This is a genomic window from Actinoallomurus acanthiterrae (assembly GCF_054775715.1).
This window is the reverse complement of sequence record NZ_BAAHCO010000001.1, coordinates 4,777,776-4,795,769: the sequence shown is the minus strand read 5'-3', so window position 1 is coordinate 4,795,769 and position 17,994 is coordinate 4,777,776. Positions and strand designations below refer to the sequence as shown.

The 17,994-nt window shown below is 70.0% G+C and carries 18 protein-coding genes; 9 read left to right on the top strand and 9 right to left on the bottom strand.

Annotation, left to right across the window (positions count from 1 at the left end; all coding sequences use genetic code 11):
- Positions 1 to 890: 890 nt before the first annotated feature.
- From ACYVF7_RS23015 to ACYVF7_RS23005, 3 genes are all read left to right on the top strand, one after another.
- The gene (locus ACYVF7_RS23015; protein WP_460344183.1) at positions 891 to 1,610 is read left to right on the top strand and encodes a heavy-metal-associated domain-containing protein; all 720 of its coding nucleotides are present in this window, start codon (positions 891 to 893) and stop codon (positions 1,608 to 1,610) included.
- Entirely contained in the window at positions 1,586 to 5,032 is a 3,447-nt protein-coding gene (locus tag ACYVF7_RS23010; protein WP_460344180.1) for an HAD-IC family P-type ATPase, read from the top strand. Before ACYVF7_RS23015 ends, ACYVF7_RS23010 begins: the two co-directional genes overlap by 25 nt.
- 215 nt (positions 5,033 to 5,247) lie before the next feature.
- The gene (locus ACYVF7_RS23005; RefSeq protein WP_460344178.1) at positions 5,248 to 5,595 is read left to right on the top strand and encodes a hypothetical protein; all 348 of its coding nucleotides are present in this window, start codon (positions 5,248 to 5,250) and stop codon (positions 5,593 to 5,595) included.
- 193 nt (positions 5,596 to 5,788) lie between these two features.
- Here ACYVF7_RS23005 and ACYVF7_RS23000 read toward each other — a convergent pair whose 3' ends face one another.
- The 3 genes from ACYVF7_RS23000 to ACYVF7_RS22990 form a co-directional block, all read right to left on the bottom strand.
- Positions 5,789 to 6,019, bottom strand: coding sequence for a three-helix bundle dimerization domain-containing protein (locus ACYVF7_RS23000; RefSeq protein ID WP_460344175.1), 231 nt, complete (start codon positions 6,017 to 6,019; stop codon positions 5,789 to 5,791).
- Positions 6,020 to 6,028: 9 nt separating this feature from the next.
- Entirely contained in the window at positions 6,029 to 6,448 is a 420-nt protein-coding gene (locus ACYVF7_RS22995) for a hypothetical protein (protein ID WP_460344172.1), read from the bottom strand.
- Between the two features lie 398 nt (positions 6,449 to 6,846).
- Entirely contained in the window at positions 6,847 to 7,308 is a 462-nt protein-coding gene (locus tag ACYVF7_RS22990) for an STAS domain-containing protein (RefSeq protein WP_460358066.1), read from the bottom strand.
- Positions 7,309 to 7,399: 91 nt separating this feature from the next.
- On the opposite strand from ACYVF7_RS22990, the gene rpsD reads away from it, so the two are divergent.
- Positions 7,400 to 7,849 (top strand): 30S ribosomal protein S4, encoded by a 450-nt coding sequence (gene rpsD / locus ACYVF7_RS22985; protein WP_460358063.1) that lies wholly within the window; start codon positions 7,400 to 7,402, stop codon positions 7,847 to 7,849.
- A 1,245-nt stretch (positions 7,850 to 9,094) separates the two neighbouring features.
- Here rpsD and ACYVF7_RS22980 read toward each other — a convergent pair.
- Genes ACYVF7_RS22980 through ACYVF7_RS22955 form a run of 6 tightly spaced genes read right to left on the bottom strand, consistent with a single transcriptional unit; the run spans position 9,095 to position 13,844 of the window.
- Positions 9,095 to 9,481, bottom strand: a complete 387-nt coding sequence (locus tag ACYVF7_RS22980; RefSeq protein WP_460344169.1) for an SCO5389 family protein — start codon at positions 9,479 to 9,481, stop codon at positions 9,095 to 9,097.
- A gap of 58 nt (positions 9,482 to 9,539) precedes the next feature.
- On the bottom strand, positions 9,540 to 10,370 hold the full coding sequence (locus tag ACYVF7_RS22975) for a metal ABC transporter permease (RefSeq protein WP_460344166.1): 831 nt from the start codon (positions 10,368 to 10,370) through the stop codon (positions 9,540 to 9,542).
- Positions 10,367 to 11,251: a metal ABC transporter permease gene (locus tag ACYVF7_RS22970; protein WP_460344163.1), complete on the bottom strand. Its 885-nt coding sequence runs from the start codon at positions 11,249 to 11,251 to the stop codon at positions 10,367 to 10,369. Before ACYVF7_RS22970 ends, ACYVF7_RS22975 begins: the two co-directional genes overlap by 4 nt.
- Positions 11,248 to 12,114 carry a metal ABC transporter permease gene (locus ACYVF7_RS22965; RefSeq protein ID WP_460344160.1) on the bottom strand — a complete coding sequence of 289 codons (867 nt, stop codon included), beginning with the start codon at positions 12,112 to 12,114 and terminating at the stop codon, positions 11,248 to 11,250. The genes ACYVF7_RS22970 and ACYVF7_RS22965 overlap by 4 nt, the downstream gene beginning before the upstream one ends.
- Positions 12,115 to 12,123: 9 nt before the next feature.
- Positions 12,124 to 12,891 (bottom strand): metal ABC transporter ATP-binding protein, encoded by a 768-nt coding sequence (locus ACYVF7_RS22960; RefSeq protein ID WP_460344157.1) that lies wholly within the window; start codon positions 12,889 to 12,891, stop codon positions 12,124 to 12,126.
- A 2-nt stretch (positions 12,892 to 12,893) separates the two neighbouring features.
- Positions 12,894 to 13,844 (bottom strand): metal ABC transporter substrate-binding protein, encoded by a 951-nt coding sequence (locus tag ACYVF7_RS22955; RefSeq protein WP_460344154.1) that lies wholly within the window; start codon positions 13,842 to 13,844, stop codon positions 12,894 to 12,896.
- A 108-nt stretch (positions 13,845 to 13,952) separates the two neighbouring features.
- Here ACYVF7_RS22955 and ACYVF7_RS22950 point away from each other — a divergent pair, with 108 nt between their 5' ends.
- From ACYVF7_RS22950 to ACYVF7_RS22930, 5 genes are all read left to right on the top strand, one after another.
- Positions 13,953 to 14,435 carry a Fur family transcriptional regulator gene (locus tag ACYVF7_RS22950; RefSeq protein WP_460344152.1) on the top strand — a complete coding sequence of 161 codons (483 nt, stop codon included), beginning with the start codon at positions 13,953 to 13,955 and terminating at the stop codon, positions 14,433 to 14,435.
- A 109-nt stretch (positions 14,436 to 14,544) separates the two neighbouring features.
- Entirely contained in the window at positions 14,545 to 14,934 is a 390-nt protein-coding gene (locus ACYVF7_RS22945; protein WP_460344149.1) for a Fur family transcriptional regulator, read from the top strand.
- A gap of 233 nt (positions 14,935 to 15,167) precedes the next feature.
- Positions 15,168 to 16,148 carry an ATP-binding protein gene (locus tag ACYVF7_RS22940; RefSeq protein WP_460344146.1) on the top strand — a complete coding sequence of 327 codons (981 nt, stop codon included), beginning with the start codon at positions 15,168 to 15,170 and terminating at the stop codon, positions 16,146 to 16,148.
- Positions 16,149 to 16,271: 123 nt separating this feature from the next.
- A complete protein-coding gene (locus ACYVF7_RS22935; protein ID WP_460344143.1) occupies positions 16,272 to 17,225 on the top strand; it encodes a permease in 954 nt (317 codons plus the stop codon).
- On the top strand, positions 17,222 to 17,929 hold the full coding sequence (locus tag ACYVF7_RS22930; RefSeq protein WP_460344140.1) for a TIGR03943 family putative permease subunit: 708 nt from the start codon (positions 17,222 to 17,224) through the stop codon (positions 17,927 to 17,929). The genes ACYVF7_RS22935 and ACYVF7_RS22930 overlap by 4 nt, the downstream gene beginning before the upstream one ends.
- The last annotated feature ends 65 nt before the right edge of the window (positions 17,930 to 17,994 follow it).

The window sequence follows — 17,994 nt, the reverse complement described above, 5'->3', positions numbered from 1 at the left end:
ACGTCCAGGGGGTCACCTCAGGTTGCGGTGGAATGCTCGCGACCCGCACTGTCACGCCGCGTTGGCCATCACCGTGACAGCCCACGCCCCACCCCACCGCCAGTCCAGTGGTTCCGGTGGTGGGGGGGTGGGCGCTGTGGCGCCGGCTGTGCGGGACGGTCTCCGCCGCCTCCGGTCCGCCAGGTGCTGGCCGCGCGGTGCCCGCCGCCGCGCAGCGTGGGGCCGCCTGAGCCCGTCAGCGCCTGACGGTGGCACTGGCCAAGGCCGCCGTACGCAACGCCCGCCAGCAGCAGGCCCGGAGAGACACCTGGACCGGGCCGGGCTAGGCGGTCCGGGGAAGGCTTTCCGAGGGCCGGTGGTCGTCACCCGGGCAGAAACCGGCAGGGCGGGACGTTGGTTCGAATCACCCGCCGCCGCGCGCGGCCCGCGTCATGTTTGCCCGCGGACTGGCGCGGTGATCAGGTCATTGGTCGCGCCCGGCAGCATCGGGGTCCAGGCCTGCGCCTTGAGTCCGGCAGAAGGTTCGTGGCTCGCCGCGGCAACACGCAGTACTGCCCATCAAGCCGGAACGCCGACCGGCCTCGCCCGCACGCTGGGAGCGGACGTCGGCGCCACGCCCGGGGTCTCAGGTTCTTACTGAGTTCAAAGAATGGCGTTCACGATCTTGGTCGCGCAACGGGAATATCCGCCCTGGCCTGGGGAAGTATCGGCTGATCGAGTCGGTGCGAGTGGGCGGGTGGGTGGGTGTGATCGGTTCTGTCGGGTGCTTGGCGAGGGCGGCTGCGGGGCGGTCGTTGAAACTTGCCGGTGGCGGTGTGGCGGCCACCGGGTCTGTGGCTGGTCGTGCTGCCCGCTGGACCGGCCGCGGGGTGGGGGCCGGGTGCCGTGCGGTGGCCGAGCAGGTTGGTTCGGTGTTGTCGGAGATGCTGCCGGGTGAGGGCGAGGCGTCGCCGGTGCCCGCAGCAGTTCGTGAGGTCAGGCTGCGGGCCGGGGAGATGTTCGTCGCCGCGACGGGAGAGCTGCGCGATATAGGGCGGCACCGGTTTCGGCGGCGGATGTGGTGCCGCGGTGGTGAGGCTCATCTGGAGGTCCGCGGATTGGCGGGCGCGGATGCCGGCGTGCTGGGCGAGGAGGTCACCGAGGCACTGTCACGGCTGAAGGGCGTGCATTGGGCCGAGATCAACCAGGTCACCCAGCAGGTTCTCGTCTCCTTCGATGAAGACCATGTGGATCTGCCTGCGCTCGTTGATGCCATCGAGGCGGTCGAAGCCGGACACGGTGCACAGAGCCAGCCGTTCTCCCGCACGAAACCGGAGATTCCCGGCGACCGGGCGGTGGAGTACGCGTCGACCGCGGCGGTCGCCTCCGGTCTGGCCGGAGTGGCGTTGGCCACCGCGGGCCGGCTGAGCCTGCGTGCGCTACCTCCCCAAGCGATACGCCTGCCGATCGTGTTGACCGAATCCCAGCCACAGTTGCGCGCCGCCTTGGAGAGCCGGTCGGTAAAACGCCCGCGGACCTGCTGCTCCAGCTGGCCAGTTCCGCCGCCTACGTCATCACCGCCGATCCGTTCCCGCTGGCGGTGGACGTGGCCGTGCGCGTGCTGTGCCTGATGGAGACACGGTCACAACGGCTGGTCTGGGAACGCCGGGCACTGGAACTACGCGCATATGAATCCGCGCCCATCGCCGCACGGCCGGCCCGTCCGGTGCCGTTGCCGCCCGGCCCCGTCGAGAAGACCAGCGAACGGTCCTCACTCGCCGCGCTGGCCACGGCAGGCGGGTTGCTCGCCTGGACCCGGGATGCCGGTAAGGCCGCGGACCTGCTGCTGGCGACGGTGCCGAAGGCCGCCCGGTCCGGTCGTGAGGGGTTCGCCGCGATGCTCGGCCACGAACTGAGCCAGGCCGGGATCATGGTGATGAACGCTTCTGCGTTGCGGTGCTTGGACCGTATCTCGATGGTGGTCATCGACTCGGCGGTGCTGGCAGGTGAGGGTGAACCGGATCCGCTGGCCGACGCGCTGATCGCGGCGGCGCGATCGGGCAGCCGCCGGGTACTGCTGAGCGAGCACCCGGTCGCCGCCGAGTTCGCCTCAGGGGCTGATGAGCTCGTGCCGGCCGGGGTGGAACTCGCCGGCCAGGTCCACCGGCTGCAGGCGGAAGGGCATTGTGTGCTGGTCATCAGCGGCCGTGATGATGCCGCGCTGGCTGCCGCGGATGTCGGGGTCGCCGTGCTGTGCGGGCCGTGGGTGTGCTGGTCCGCCGATCTCATCGGCGGACCGGGCCTGGAGGATGCATGGCGGGTCGTCCGGGGCCTTCAGGCGGCACGGCAGGTCAGCGAACGGTCCGCCCGGCTCGCGGTCGGCGGTGGCGTTTTGGGGGCGTTGCTGGCGGTATCGGGCCGACGGCGTACCCGAGCCGGGCTTCCTCCCGCGCATAGCGCCGCAGGCGTCGCCGTTCTCAGCGGGGCGCTCAGCGCCCGGCGGCTGGCCCAGTCGCCGGTACCGGTACCGGTACCGCGGGGTCGCTGGCACGAGATGACCGCCGAGCAGGTACTTCACCGGCTTGCCGAAACCGTCGGCGTTGAGGATGGGGAACGCGATCGCCGCGACGCTCAGCCTGGTGGGGTGATGACGCAGCTGGCTCATGCGGTGAGCGGGGAGTTGCGGGACCCGTTGACGCCGGCGCTGGCGCTGGGGGCGGCGGCTTCGGCGATCGTGGGCTCGGGCGTCGACGCTGTTCTGGTCGGCGGGGTGATGGCGGGAAACGCGGTGATCGGCGGGCTGCAACGGGTCCGCGCCGAACGCGCCTTGCAGTCCCTGCTGCTCGGGGAACGGCTGCCCGCGCGGCTCATCGCCAAAGACGGGTCCGTGCGGCCGGTGCCCGCCGATCGGCTCCGCCCCGGAGACGTCATCAGTCTCCACGGATCCGATGTCGTTCCCGCGGATGTGCGGTTGCTGGAGTGCGAATGCCTGGAGGTGGATGAGGCCACCCTCACCGGTGAGTCCCTGCCCATCCCCAAAGACCCCGCCCCCACGCCCGGCGCCGATCTGGCGGACCGGTCCTGCATGCTGTACGAGGGCACGACGATCCTCACCGGCCGCGCACGCGGGGTGGTGGTCGCGTCCGGCGCGGCCACCGAGGCGGGCAGGGCCGCATCAGCCGTCGGCGATGGCACACCGCCGGTCGGTGTCCAGGCACGCCTTGGGGAACTGACCCGCATCACTGTGCCGGCCGCGGGATTCGCCGGCGCTGCGGTTACGGGCTTGTCGCTGGCGCATCACGTGCCGTTCCGGGAAGCGATCGCTTCCGGGGTCGCGGTCGCGGTCGCCGCCGTCCCTGAGGGGCTCCCGCTGGTCGCGACCGTGTCCCAGCTGGCGGCGGCACGGCGGCTGTCCAAACGCGGGATCTTGGTGCGGTCGCCGCGGACGCTTGAGGCGCTCGGCCGCGTCGACACCTTCTGTTTCGACAAGACCGGCACCCTCACCGAAGGCCGACTCGCCCTCGCCCGGCTCGCCGACATCGACCAAGAACTGGGTGAGGGCGACCAGCACGGACGTCATCTGCTGCGCACCGCCGCGCGTGCCTGCCCCAAAGCCGAAGATGTACTCGTCCACGCCACCGACCGGGCCATCGTGGAAGGAGTGGGCGAGCGGCTCGGCGCGGATGAGGACTGGCAGCTGTCGTGGGAGATCCCGTTCGAGACGACCCGGGGATACGCCGCATCGCTGGGCACCAACGGTTGCGTCCCTGTGCTGGCCGTCAAAGGGGCACCGGAGGTGGTCCTGGACCGCTGCACCCGAGACCAGCACGGCCGGCCACTGACATCGGACCGGCGCCAGGCCGCCACCGACCGGATCGAAGACCTCGCTCACGAGGGACTACGGGTCATCGCCGTCGCCGAGACCCACCCATGTGACGAATCCCTGCCGTGCGACCTCGACGCGCTCGCCTGCGAGCTGACCCTGCTCGGGTTCGTCGCGATCGCCGACCTGCCGCGCCCCACCGCACCCGCGACGATCGAGCGGCTCACCAACGCCGGAGTCCGGATCACCTTGATCACCGGCGACCACCCCGCCACCGCCACCGCCATCGCCCACCAGCTGGGCATTCCCAACAGCGACACGGTACTCACCGGGGCCGAACTCGACCAGCTACCGGAACAGCAACGACTCGACCAGGTACCACGCACCAGCGTGTTCGCCCGGGTCTCACCCGAACACAAGGTCCGTATCGTGCAGGCACTGCAGCAGGCCGGGCACGTCGTGGCGATGACCGGAGACGGCGCCAACGACGCGGCGGCGATCCGCCTCGCCGACGTCGGAATCGGCATGACCGGAAGGTCCTCCACGGCCGCGCGAGGCGCCGCCGACCTGGTGCTGACCACCCCGGACCCGCTCCGCCTCATCGACGCCCTCACCGAAGGACGCGCACTATGGAACCGGGTACGCGATGCGGTATCGATCCTGGTGGGCGGCAACGCCGGCGAAGTCGCCTTCACCCTCCTCGGCACCGCCATCGGCGGCAGGGCGCCGTTGAACACCCGGCAACTGCTCCTGGTGAACATGCTCACCGACATGGTGCCCGCTCTTGCCGTCGCACTGCGATCCGGCAACGATCCACATCACAACGGCTGCGACGACATCCTCACCGGCGGCCCCATCACCCTGTCCGGAGCCGACCTGGCCCGCACCCTGGCCACCCGCGGAGGCGCGACCGCCCTGGGCGCCAGCATCGCCTGGTACACGGGCCGGATCACCGGCCGCGTTCGCCGAGCCGACACCATGGGTCTGGCCGCGCTGGTGACCACCCAGCTCGGCCAGACCCTCCTCATCGGAGGAAGAAACCCACTCGTCCTGATCGCCTGCACCGCCTCGGCCGCCGTGCTGGTCGGCATCGTGGAGACACCCGGCATCAGCCACTTCTTCGGCTGCACCCCACTAGGCCCGATCGCCTGGGGAACCGTCGCCGCATCCTCAGCCGCCGGCACCGCCGCAGCCACCATCGCGCCCCGGCTGCTGCCAGCAGGCACCTGACCAAACGCCCTGTCACCTGAGCCCAAGACGGCTGGTTCCCCCTCATCCGCTGTCGATGGCCGGGCACGCCAGGGCAACCACGTTGAACTGGGCAAAGGGCCCCTATGGATCTGCTCGCCGCAGGGTTGAGATGAGCCCGGGTGAGGTAGAGCGCAAAGGGTGAGGGCTGGATGAAACCCGCTGGCTCGGCCGATGGAAGACAGGGACGTTCAACGATGACCACCGCACAAGCAGCCGCACCAGAAACCGAGGGCAAGGCCCGCCGGGGAAAGGGCGCCACGCGCCGGCGCGGTGAGCAGGCCACGACGACGAAGGCTCGGGGCGGTCTTGCCGTCCCGGTTCCCGTTCTCACGCCTCAGCTGAAGGTCTACAAGCTCCCCATGCCGACGATGGCCGGGCACCTGCCACCGCCCGAACGGCTGGCCTTCTACGGAGGTCTCGGGGCAACGGCGATATTTGGAGTCATCGACTGGCCGGTCGCCGCCGCGATCGGTATCGGCACCGTCCTCGCACAGCGAGTCCGCACCGCAGACCGACCACAACAGCCTCGACCACAGGCCTGAGCCACGACCGGAGCACAAGCCGATGTCCGGACCAACGAGCCTCCGTAGCCCATGCCTGCGGAAAGATCATTTACGCGCCGCGGCGCCGCAAGGGCGCTACCCCTCCCGGTACGCGGTCCACGTTGATGAGCTGATCACCTCCATAGTGACCTCATCCGGCGCACGCCCGCCGCCGAGGCGAGCCGCGTCGTGGTTAGGCGCTACCGCCCGACCCACCCGCAGATGACCTCAATTCCTCACGAGCGAACCGCTCCACCAGCACCGGGACGAAATCACGAACCGGCTTACCGTCGAAGCTGCGGTGGATCCTCCACACGGCCTCGGCCACCTGCTCACCAGAAACCGACCCAGCCAAGCCGTACGTCAGGCGGTCGATCACTTTCTGTATCGCCTGACGTTCTACCGCTGAGTCCACGATTACCATCACTGCAGGTCACAGGCCTGATCGGCTCTGCTCCCATCCTGCCTTCAGCCCAACCGGGAGGCAAGAACCGCTCCGCGCAGCGCCGGGCTCGTGCGCGGAGAAAGCGTTGGCCTTGATCGCCACACTCACCAGCGCGACCAGCAACCGCACATCGCCGTCGCCATCCAGCCGGATCCGGACCCAGTCCGCGCGATACCCCGGCTTGACCGCCGCGCACTCCAGCAGCGCCACACCCATCCGCCGGATGACCGGCCAGGTCAGACGCAGCACGGCCTCCCCGCCATGCAGATGAAGGACCTGAGAAGCCCCTACGGCCAGCGCCCGCCCACCGCCGCAGTCGGCACGGCACTCCCGAAGCGCACGCCAGCCCCGCAACTCTTCGAACACACGATCGACGAGTGGCGCGTCTGCGGGATACGAACGGTACATAATGGGATTATCGGGCATCAACCAGCGCAAACAACACCCATGCCTCCGCAATCGTTGCAACCACGGCCAGCAGACAGACACCCTGACTTCACAACCCCGCCATCACTCCCACACGCCGTACGCCACCGACACCCCGCCGTATCGCCGTTCTTCCTCGGCGGCCGCGGTCCCGGCATGGTCAAGGTCGCCTTGACCGGCGATCTGGTCCAGCACCATCCGGGGATCCTGATCACCAGGCGGGAGCCGGCTGCTCGCCGAGGCCAACGTTAATCTCGAGCCCGCCCGGCGCGTGGAGCGCCACGTTGCGGCACTGGAAGAAGACCCGACCGGCCACGCCGGTTCACTGCCGGTGAACTCCGGCGGTGTCAGCGGCGGCGTACAGCCTCACTCCCAGGCCCTCAGCGCCCTTCGCCCGAGCTGGGTTCGCCCGCCTTGAGGCCATCGGTCTTCGGACGACAGGATCTCCTCCTCACCTCACCGGCAGCGACCACGGCGGCCAGTGACCGCTCGAGACTGGCATCCACCGGGAGCAGCCGGTCTACGCCGGTAAGCCGCAGCACGCGGGCCGGACGCCGATCAGGGGCGCACAACCGGATCACCCCGCCGTCACAACCCACCTCCCGCCGCACGCGCAGCAAGGCACTCAACCCGCTGCAATCCATGAAGGCGGTACCCGCCAGATCCACGACCACCTGATCCCCACGCCGCCGGGCCCTGCGGACGAACTCCTCCAGTTCACCATCGGTCATCAGATCAAGCTCGCCACCGACGGTGATCACGGTGACTCCGGGAAGGTGATGGCATCTCAGCCTCAAATCACCCACATCCCGACGATAACCCTTCGTCGTCAAACCGCGCATCGGGATGGGATGGGCTGCGGGGTCCGGCACGCGTTCCTTCTGCTGCCCCTTACACCACACCTGATGCGGCCATTAACGTGATCATCGAGCACTGCTCAAGACGCGGCTGCTGGAGAAGCAGCGGCTGCGGGCGCAGTACAACGTGAGCGAGAAGCAGCTGCGCCGCGCCTTCGAACGGTCCGCGCGCGGCAAGGGCCGGACCGGCGACGCTTTGCTGGCCGACCTTGAGACCCGGCTGGACGCCCTGGCGCTGCGGGCCGGGTTCCCCCGCACGATCTACCAGGCCCGCCAGTTCGTCTCACACCGGCACATCCTGGTGAACGATGGGCGCGTCGACATCCCCTCCTACCGCGTACGGCCGGGCTCGGTGATCAGGGTGGCCGAGCGCAGCCGGACGATGCCGCCCTTCCTCGAGGCCGCAGCCGGCGGGCACGCGCCGGAGTCCGTCCCGGGGTACCTGCGGGCCGACCACGCCGACCTGGTGACGCGGCTCGTACGGTTGCCGCAACCGCACGAGATCCCGGACAGCGCCGATTCGTAGATGTCGTTGCCTGCGCGTCTGGTCGGCACCCGACGCCAGGCACCTGAGACGCGGACTTCCATCACTGGGGGCGGCTGCTTCGCGTTGGGGGCCCGCAGCTCGATGTCGCCGCGCGCGCCGCCCGCGGCCAGCTGCACCGATCCTTGGGGGCTCGTGACGGTGATCCGATAGACGTTTCCCCAGACCGTGCCGTCCGGCGGCAGCGGAGCCGCCAGCGCGACGGGGACGGCGCGGCCGGTCACCTGGGTCGCGTGCGCGGGGATGATGAGGCAGCCGGCGGGGATGTCCAGCTGCACCTGGGGGCCGGACTCTCCGCTGATCCGGCAGCGGGTCGATGGCGTGCCCCCGCGCCGGTTCTGTGTCGACGGCTGCAAGCGGTCGCGCGGTGGTGGCTCCGCTCGGCGGCACCACGTACCGGTACGGCTCGTCGGGAAACCCGACCCCGTCATACAGCGGTGGTGTCTTCCCGATCGGGGAGGCAAGCCATGCCAGACTGAGCAGCACAAGCGATCCTGCGAGCATCCGCCTGACCCCGCCGCGACTCTGGCGTGTGGCGACTGGGCCCGGAGCCTGGAGTTCCGCCCGAAGTATGGATCCGGGCACACCCACCTCCCCTTCAGCCTCCGCCAAGCACCGGCGCTGAGGACCGGATGCTCGAATCGCCAGAGCGTAGTGGCCCAGAGGTTCCGTCCCCACGGCGCCGGGTACCGGTCGGGAACGCCGGTGCGATCGGAAATGCGCACGTCTTCCGGGTGGCATGATGCGGTGGAACTCCAGTGTGGCCGGTAGAGAGGCGATGCCGCGACGGCTGTCGACGGTGATCTGGACGTCGGCCTGCTCGATCGCTGGCTTGGCAGCCGACCCGTCGCCTGCGCCGTCCGGCGGCAGCCCTCACTGACGCCATCTGGGAACCGGCGGCGCCCCGTCCGGGGGCGTTGAAGCCGTCCAGCATATGTGAACGTCCGCGAGCCGGCCCCTTCCCCCAAGGAAGCTCTGCTCGCGGACGTTCATGGGCCTGGACTGAGGTTGCAAGCCCGTGGTTCGGCCCTCACGTCGCGTCCCCCGTTGAATCCCCCGATTCAAGCGCGACGGGCAGGCCGTGGTGGTCCGTGTTCTTCCTCGATGCTACGTACGCGAAGCACTGTGTCCGGTCAACCATCGATGACAGTTTGCGTACACCGTGCGGTGACCTGGGATGGTGTGGGCCGTCCGCGGAGCGGCGGGGCGGCCCACACCGTGTGGGCGTCAGCAGTCGACCAGTTCGGGTTTCTGGTTGAGGATTTGGGCGCGGGCGGTGGTGAACTGTCGGTATGCCTGGTCGGCGCCGGGGCGGAAGACGGCGACGCGGTGGCAGTTTTGGAAGGCCAGCCGGACGCCGAAATGCCGCTCGAGGGCTGCGCGCATGGCGTCGCTGGCCATCATCCGCAGGAGTTGGCCGCGGGCGGTCTCGTCGGGGGGCGGGGTCTGGTTGTCGGCGACCTCGCCGCCGTTGTCCCGTAGCTCCTCGACGAGGCCGGTGACGAGCTGCCAGCCGTAGGGCAGGGAGGTGCGGATGCAGTCGATGAACGCGGCGTCGTCGACGTCGCCGTGCTGGGCGTCCTGGAGGAGTTGCGGTGACACGGTCAGCGACATGGGTTCTCCTGTCGGATCGATGGGTCGCCTGGGACGGTAGATCGGTTGGGCGGGACGGTCAGGTAGCGGTGGCGTCACAGACCCGTTGCCGGGTCGCAGCGGCGCGGGTGGTGAGGGTGCTGATGGCGGCGGCCAAGGCGAACAGGGCGCCGCAGATGACGGCGGTGCCGGCGGCGGTCGCGACGCGGTAGTGCAGGGAGATGGCCAGGCCTGCGGCCCCGGCTGCGGCGCCGAGCAGGCCGCCGAGAAGCGTTGCGGGGGCGGTGCGGCGGGTCCACAGCAGTGCCGAGGCGGCGGGGCCGACCAGCAAGGCCAGGGGCAGTGTCGCGCCGACGGCGGGCACGGCGGTCACCACGGTGGCGGCGAGTAGGGCGAGCAGCCCGGTGTCGATGAGGCGGGTGCGGTATCCGAGCGCCTGTGCCGCGACCGAGTCGAAGGCGGCGAGGGTGAATTCCTTGTGTCCGAGTACGAAAGTGACGGTGACGAGGACCGCCACACCGGCCGCTGCGGCGATGTCGCCGGTCCCGGCGGTGAGCGGGGAGCCGACGAGGGCGGCGGTGAGGTCCTTGCTGAAGCCTGGCCGGGCGGAGATGAGCACGACGCCGAGGGCGAGCGCGCCGCTGACCATGACGCCCGCGTGCTGGTGGTGCCGCCGGGCGGCGAGGCCGCTTCGGCCCATCACCGCGACCGCGCCGGCCGCGGCCAGTCCGGCGCCGACCTTGAGGTCGGTGCCGGCGATGGTGGCGGTGATGATGCCGAAGAAGGTGAGGTGGCCGAGGGTCTCGGTGAAGAACGCCAGACGCCGCAGTACGACCTGGACGCCGAGGACCCCGCAGACCATGCCGACGATGACCAGTTCGGTCAATGCTCGCCCGGTGAGCTCACTCATCCGGCCTCCTCGGCGGTCTTCAGCTGCGGTGGCCCGGCACTGACCGGAGTGGATGGTTCGGGTGCGGGGCGGTGGCTGCCTCGTCGCGCGATGATCGTGTGCCAGGTCGCCGTGACGGCCAGCGACAGCGCGAACAGCGCTCCGGTGACGACGGTGATGGTGCCTCCGGCGGCGACGTCGTAGTGGGTGGAGATGAGCACGCCGGTCAGCCCGCTGCCGGCACCCGCGGCCACCGCGATAGCGGTCATCACGATGATGTGGTGGGTCCAGAGCCGGGCGATGGCGGCCGGGGCGACGAGCACGGTGACGGCCAGGATCGCGCCGACGGCGGGGACGGCGACGATGATGACGGCCTCGACGGTCAGCAGCAGAGCCACGTCGATGGCGGCCGACCGGTATCCGGCGGCCGCATAACCACCGGGGTCGAACGCGCGGAAGGCCAGCTGCCGGCCCGCGCCGAACAGAAGGGCGGCGACGAGGAGGCCGACCACGGTCACGGCGAGCAGGTCGCCGTTGCCGACGGTGAGGATCTGCCCGACAGTGTAGGCGCTCAGGTCCTTGGAGAACCCGTCGCGTGCCGACAGCAGCACGACGCCGAGCGCGAACCCGGCCGACAGCACGATCCCGATCGCCGTGGCCGTCCCGTGTTCCGGCCGTCGGGACAGTGCCAGGATTCCTAGGACGATCAGGACGCCGAACAGCCCGCCACCCACGTAGAGGTTCAGGCCGGCGATCGCGGCGAGCACGACGCCGGGGAACGTCGCGTGCGTCATCGCGAGGGTAAAGAACGGCAGCCGCCGCAGCAGGATCTGCACGCTGATCAGGCCGCCGACCGTGCCGAGGAGCACGGCCTCGAGGATCGCCCGGTCGACGGTGGTCATGCCGCCCTCCGAACGGGGCGCGGTCGCCGCCGGATTGTTCCGGCCGTGAGCGCGACGAGGTGGCAGGCGATGAGTACGAGGACGACGGTGCCGCCGGAGGCGAGCCGCAGCCCGTGGTGGATCGAGGCGTCGTAGCTGATCGCCAGGCCCGCCCATCCGGCGAGGGCTCCCAGGACGGCGGCGATCGGCACGATCACGGCGATCCGTTCGCTGACCGCGCGGGCCGCGGCGGCGGGCACGATGAGCAGCGCGATGACCAGGACGGTTCCGACGGCGCGTACGGCGGCGACCACGACGAGCGCGACGATGGCGTTGGTGACCAGGTCGAGGAGACCGATGCGGTATCCGGCCGCCTGGGCGCCGTCGGCGTCGAAGGCGCGGGCGAGCAAGGGCCGTCGCAGGACGACAAGTGCGGCGATGACCAGGGCGGTGACGGCGAGGGTCTGGGTGAGTTGCTGGGGGGTGACGGTGAGGATCCGGCCGAACAGGAACGCCGTCAGGTCGGCCGTGTATCCCGACTCGCGGGAGACCAGGACGACTCCGATGGCGAAGAAGGTGGTCAGCAGTACCGCGAGCGCGGCGTCTTCGGTGACGGCCCGGTGCCGGGTCAAGACGGTGAGGAGGACCGCGGTCGCGGCGGCTGCCACGAGTGCGCCCCAGAAGATCCCGCCTTCGCCGGCGAGGAGGTAGCCGATGACGACGCCGGGGAAGACGGTGTGGGTCAGTGCGTCGGTCATGAAGGCCAGGCGGCGCAGCAGGATGAGCACGCCGACGGTGCCGGCCAGCGCGCCGAGGATCACCAGTTCGGCCAGGGCGCGGGCCATGAACGGGAACCGGAAGGGTTCGATGAGGATCTGCTCCATGGCCCGGCCTTAGGAGTGGGCGACGATGACGCGGTCGCCGCGTAGTTCGAGGGCGTGCCCGCCGTAGGTGGCGCGCAGCCGGTCGGGGGTGAGGGTCACGTTGGTGGGGCCGAAGCCGTACTGGCGGCGGTTGAGCAGGCAGACCTCCTCACAGGCCAGGTGGGCCAGGGCCAGGTCGTGGGTGGAGACGACGACTGCGGCGCCGTCCTGTTTCAGTGCGGCGATGGCGTCGAGCAGTGCCTGTTCGCTGACGGCGTCGACGCCGTTGAACGGCTCGTCCAGCAGGAGCAGGCGGGGTTCGGCGGCGATGGCGCGGGCCAGCAGTACGCGCTGGCGCTGCCCTCCGGACAGTGTGCCGAAGCGGTGCCGGGCGCGGTCGGCGAGCCCGACCTGTTCCAGGGCTCGGCGGGCGGCTTCCTTGTCGGCCGTTTTGGGGCGGCGGAGCCAGCCGATGCGCCGGTAGCGGCCCATGAGCACGACCTGCCCGACGGAGATCGGGAACTCCGGGTCCAAGGTGTCGGCCTGGGGGACGTAGGCGACGTCGCGGCGGGCCTGCGCCGGCGCCGTACCGAGGACGGTGATCCGTCCTGTGGCGAGCGGGACCAGGCCGAGGATCGCCTTGATGAGGGTGGATTTGCCGGCGCCGTTCGGGCCGATCAGGGCGACGGCCTCGCCGGGGGCGACCATGCCGTCGATGTTCTCCAGCGCGAGGGCGGGCCCGTAGGCGACGGTGACCTCGTCCAGGTCCAGCGCCGGGGGCGGGATGTCGGGTTCCATGGTCAGCCCTTCAGCGCGGTGACGATGGTGGTGGTGTTGTGCCGTTCCATGTCGAGGTAGGTGGCCCCGGCTGAGCCGGCCGGGCCGAGGGTGTCCCCGTACAGGGAGTCCTCGCCGGCCTCGACCTTGACCCCGGCCTGCTTTCCGATGGCCTCGGCGGTCTTGGGCGGTAGAGAGGACTCGGAGAAGATCGCTTTGACGCCGGTCGCCTTGATCTTTGAGATCAGTGTGTTGAGCTGCTTGCCGGACAGTTCGGCGGAGGTGTCGAAGCTGGGGATGATCGAGCCGACGAACGTCAGGTGGTAGCGGTCGATGTAGTAGCCGAACGCGTCGTGGTTGGTGACCAGCTTGCGCCCGTCGGCGGGCAGGATGCCGATCTGCCCGGCGATCCAGGAGTCCAGCTGGTCCAGCTTGGCGGTGTAGGAGGTCAGGTTCGCCTCGTAACTCGCCTTGTCGGCCGGGTCCTTGGACTCGAACGCGGTAGCGATGTTGCGGCTCATGGCCTCGGCGTTCTTGGGGTTCTGCCAGATGTGGGGGTCGCCGGCCGCTTCCTCATCGGATCCGTTGCCCTTGCGGACGGCCACGCCCTTGCTGGTGTCGACGAGCGTGCCGTGGAACCCCGCCGACTTGATCGTCTGGTCCAGCCACCGCTCCAGGCCGACGCCGTTCTCCACCACCACGTCCGCTTCCGCGATGGCCTGGACGTCGGCGGGGGAGGGCTCATAGTCGTGGGGGTCGACGTTGGGTTTGAGGATCTGGGTGACCTTGACCTTGTCACCGCCGACGTTGCGAGCGAAGTCGGCGACCTGTGTGGTCGTGGCGACCACCTTCAGCTGCTTGCCGCCGCCGGCTGAGCCGCCGGCGTCACTGGCGGAGTTGGAGCCGCAGGCGCTGGCCGCGGCCAGCAGGCCCGCCAGGACCGGTGCGGCCAGCTGAGGGGTTCGGATACGCAACGTGTCTCCTCGGGTTCGGCCCGGGACGGGATGCAAATGAAAACGGATGCCATGTTCGTCCTAACGGAAATGGTTGTCAATATCGGTGGATGTCCGTACGGTCGGCCCATGGGCTCGCACACCGCAACCGCCGGCCGCCGACCACGCGACGGGACCGGTGATGAGATCGCCGTACGGCTGCGCGCGGCCGGGCTGTCGCCGACCCGGCGCAGGCGCCAGGTGCTGGAAGCGCTCGACGGCAAACGGCGTCCGGTCGGGGCGCACGAGCTGTACGTCGAACTCGCCGGGCAGGGGCACTCCGTCGGGATGTCGACGGTCTACCGGACGCTGTCCGCGCTCGCCGACGCCGGGCTCCTGCACGTCTTCGTACGGGACGGCGAGACCCGATACCGGCCGTGCGCGCCCGGCCGTCACTATCACCTGGTGTGCCGGCGCTGCGGCGACGTCCACGAGCACGCTGCTTCCGATGACGGCATCTGGCTGGACCGCATTGCGGTCGAGGTCGACTTCGAGCCCGACCTGCGCCTGGCCGAGGTGTACGGCGTGTGCGGCCGATGCTTGCGAACCACCGGTGACGGTCCGGCGGATTGATACGGTCGAAGGCGCTCAATGATCAGACGAGATCGGCCGGAGCGCGCCTATGACCTCACACTCGACCGAACGTCCCGGGCGGCAGAGCTCAGCTGGCCGGGGCACTCGCGTGCGAGGCACCCGTCAGGCCGAGGCGCTGGGGCAGGTGCTGGCCGGCCTGCCGGGATTCCGTAGCGCCCAGGACATCCACGCCGAGCTGCGTCACCGCGGCGAGCGCATCGGATTGACCACTGTCTACCGTCAGCTTCAGGTCCTCAGCGAGGATGGCGCGGTCGACACCCTCCGCGACGAGAACGGCGAGACGCTCTACCGCCGCTGTGAGACCAGCACTCACCATCACCACGTGACCTGCCGCTCGTGCGGACGCAGCGTCGAGGTGGAAGGGCCCGCGATCGAACACTGGGCCGAACGCGTCGCGACCGAAGCGGGTTTCACCGACGTCGACCACACCCTGGAGATCTTCGGCCTGTGCCCTGACTGCGCCGCCGAAGACCGCTGATTGCTCCGTTCATAGTGCCGCCTTTGCTGCGGCGACGGCTGGTGCTCGATGAGAAGGGCGTGTCAGCTCCTTCGGGCGGAATCCATTCAAAAGGTTACGAAAACCGTTTTCAAAGTCGGTAAGCTCTCCTGCCTCTGGTCACGGTCGCGCACAGGCCGATCCGTGTAACAATCCGTGGTTGAATGATTGACGCTGCGTCACGTTGGTCGGCGTGGGATGAGGAGAGAGATCGAATGAAGGTCGCGTTCGTCGGAAAGGGCGGCAGCGGCAAGACGACCTTGTCGTCCCTGTTCATTCGTCATCTGGCGGCCGTCGGCGCACCGGTCGTGGCGGTGGACGCCGACATCAACCAGCACCTCGGCGTCGCCCTCGGCCTCCCGGAGCAGACCGCCGCCGCGATCCCGGCCATGGGCGCGCACCTGGCCGGGATCAAGGAGTGCCTGCGGGGCGACAATCCCCGGATCTCCTCGGCGGCGGCGATGGTGAAGACCACGCCGCCGGGCCGTGGATCCCGGCTGCTGCGCCTGGGCGGCGACGACCCGATCCACTCCCGGCTGACGGTCCCGGCCGCCGGGGCCAGGCTCATGGTGACCGGGCCGTTCAGCGACGAGGACCTGGGCGTCTCCTGCTACCACTCCAAGACCGGGGCGGTCGAGCTGTACCTCAACCACCTCCTCGACGGCCCCGGCGAGTACGTCGTCGTCGACTGCACCGCGGGCGCCGAATCCTTCGCCTCCGGCATGTTCACCCGCTTCGACCTGACCTTCCTCGTCGCCGAGCCCACGCGCAAGGGCGTGGCCGTCTACCGGCAGTGGACCGAGTACGCCGCCGACTACGACGTCGCCCTGAAGGTCATCGGCAACAAGGTCCACGGCCCCGAAGACGTCGCCTTCCTACGCGAACACGTCGGCGACGCGCTGCTGTGCTGCGTCGGCCAATCCGGCGCCGTCCGCGCCATGGAACAGGGCCGCCCGTTCGACCTGGACGACCTGGCCGAGCCCGACCGCGCCGCCCTCGCCACGCTCCAGGCCACCGTCGACGCCCGCCCCAAGGACTGGAACAAGTTCACCCGCCAGGCGGTCGAGTTCCACCTCAAGAACGCCCGCGCCTGGGCCAACGCCGCGACCGGCCAGGACCTCGCCGCCCAGATCGACCCCGACTTCACCCTCACCCCCAAGGCCGTTGCGACGGCAGCCGGGTCGACTGCTCGATGAAGGCGGGGACGTAAGACAGAGGGCTCTGGCACGATGACGGGCGCGTCCAGGTGGCATACCGCCGACGCGGCGTGGGACGAGCAGCCCGATCTCCCGCCCGCGGAATGGGGTAGACGCTCGCCGATGCCGGCGGGTCGCCGTGCGCTGCTCGGCGCCGCCGCGATCGCGGGCGTGCTGGTGGCGAGCAGGCTGCTGGTCGCACCGCACCTTCGCGAGGCGCGGCTGCAGGGCTGGGCGACCGTCTTCGTGGCGATCTGCGTGCAGGCGCTGCCGTTCCTGGTGTTCGGCGCGGTCGTCTCCGCCGCGATCTCGACCTTGGTGCCCGCGGCGTTCTGGCGGCGGGCGCTACCACGTCGCGGCGTTTGGGCGGTGCCGGTCGCCGGTGCCGCAGGCGCTGTCCTGCTGGGATGTGAATGCGCGTCGGTGCCGGTCGCGAGCGGACTGATGGCCCGTGGCATCACGCCCGCCGCCGCACTGGCCTTCTTGCTGTCCTCACCGGCGATCAACCCGGTGGTCCTGACGGCCACGGCAGTGGCCTTTCGCGGCCACCCGGAGATGGTCGTTGCCCGCTTCGTAGCGTCGTTGCTGGTCTCGGTGGCGGCCGGGTGGCTGTGGCTGCGGTTCGGCCGGACCGAATGGCTGCGGATCCCCTCCCGCCCGCACGCCGCCCAAGGCCCCCGATGGGCCGGATTCGCCGCGGCCATGCGCCACGACTTGCTGCACACCGGCGGCCTGCTCGTGGCCGGGGCCGCGATCGCCGCCACTTTGAACGTCACCGTGCCGCCGGCCTGGACGGCGGCCGTCGCGGGTGTCCCCTGGCTGTCGGTGGCCGTCCTGGCGACGCTGGCGGTGGTGATGTCGATCTGCTCCGAAGCCGACGCGTTCGTCGCCACGAGCCTGACCCAGTTCTCCGCCACGGCCAAGCTGGCGTTCCTCGTGGTCGGCCCGAAGGTGGACCTGAAGCTGATCGCGTTGCAGGCCGGCACCTTCGGCCCGCGGTTCGCGGTCCGGTTCGTCCCCCTGACATTCGCGCTCGCGATCGTCGCCAGCCTCATCCTCGGCCGGGTGCTGCTGTGAGGAAGCCCGCCCAGAACACTGCTCTGCTGGCGGCCGGCGGGGCGTTGCTATGGATCACGTCGACCGGGCATGAGTACCTCAACTACGTCCGTCCCGGCTTCCGCATTCCGCTCATCGCCACCGGAGCCGTCCTTTGCGCGCTCGGCCTGATCGGCATCGCCACCACCTGGCGCCACACCGACACCGGATCCCCTCGCGGGCATGATCACGACCATGGGCCACGGGCCGCGTGGCTGCTGCTCATCCCGCCGCTTGTGATCGCCGCGATCGCGCCCGCGGCCTTGGGCTCCTTTACCGCGGCACGCGCCATCAACCAGGCCCCACCACCAGCCGGACACAACCTGGCCGCACTGTCGACCAACGGCCCTGCCCGGATCTCATTGACCGAATTCACCGCCCGAGCGTTCCAGGCCAAGGCCGGCCACGACACCCTGACCGGACGCCAGGTCACCCTGACCGGCTTCGCCCGCCCAGCCAGCCCCGATCGGTGGCAGCTGGTCCGCCTGCGCATGACCTGCTGCGCGGCCGACGCCGTCCCGATGCGCATCGTGATCAAGAACGCGTCTGCGCCGCGTGCCGACATTTGGGTGCAGGTCACCGGTATCTGGTCACCGGCCTGGGCGCACATCAACGGCGTTGCCCTGCCCCAGCTGATCGCGACCGATCAGCGGCGCATCGCCGAACCCGCCGACCCCTACGAGTAACGCGGCGGTCCACCGTGCGCCGGCGTCGCTGCCACAGTTGCCACTGTTCATGGGCGCGTTCTCTG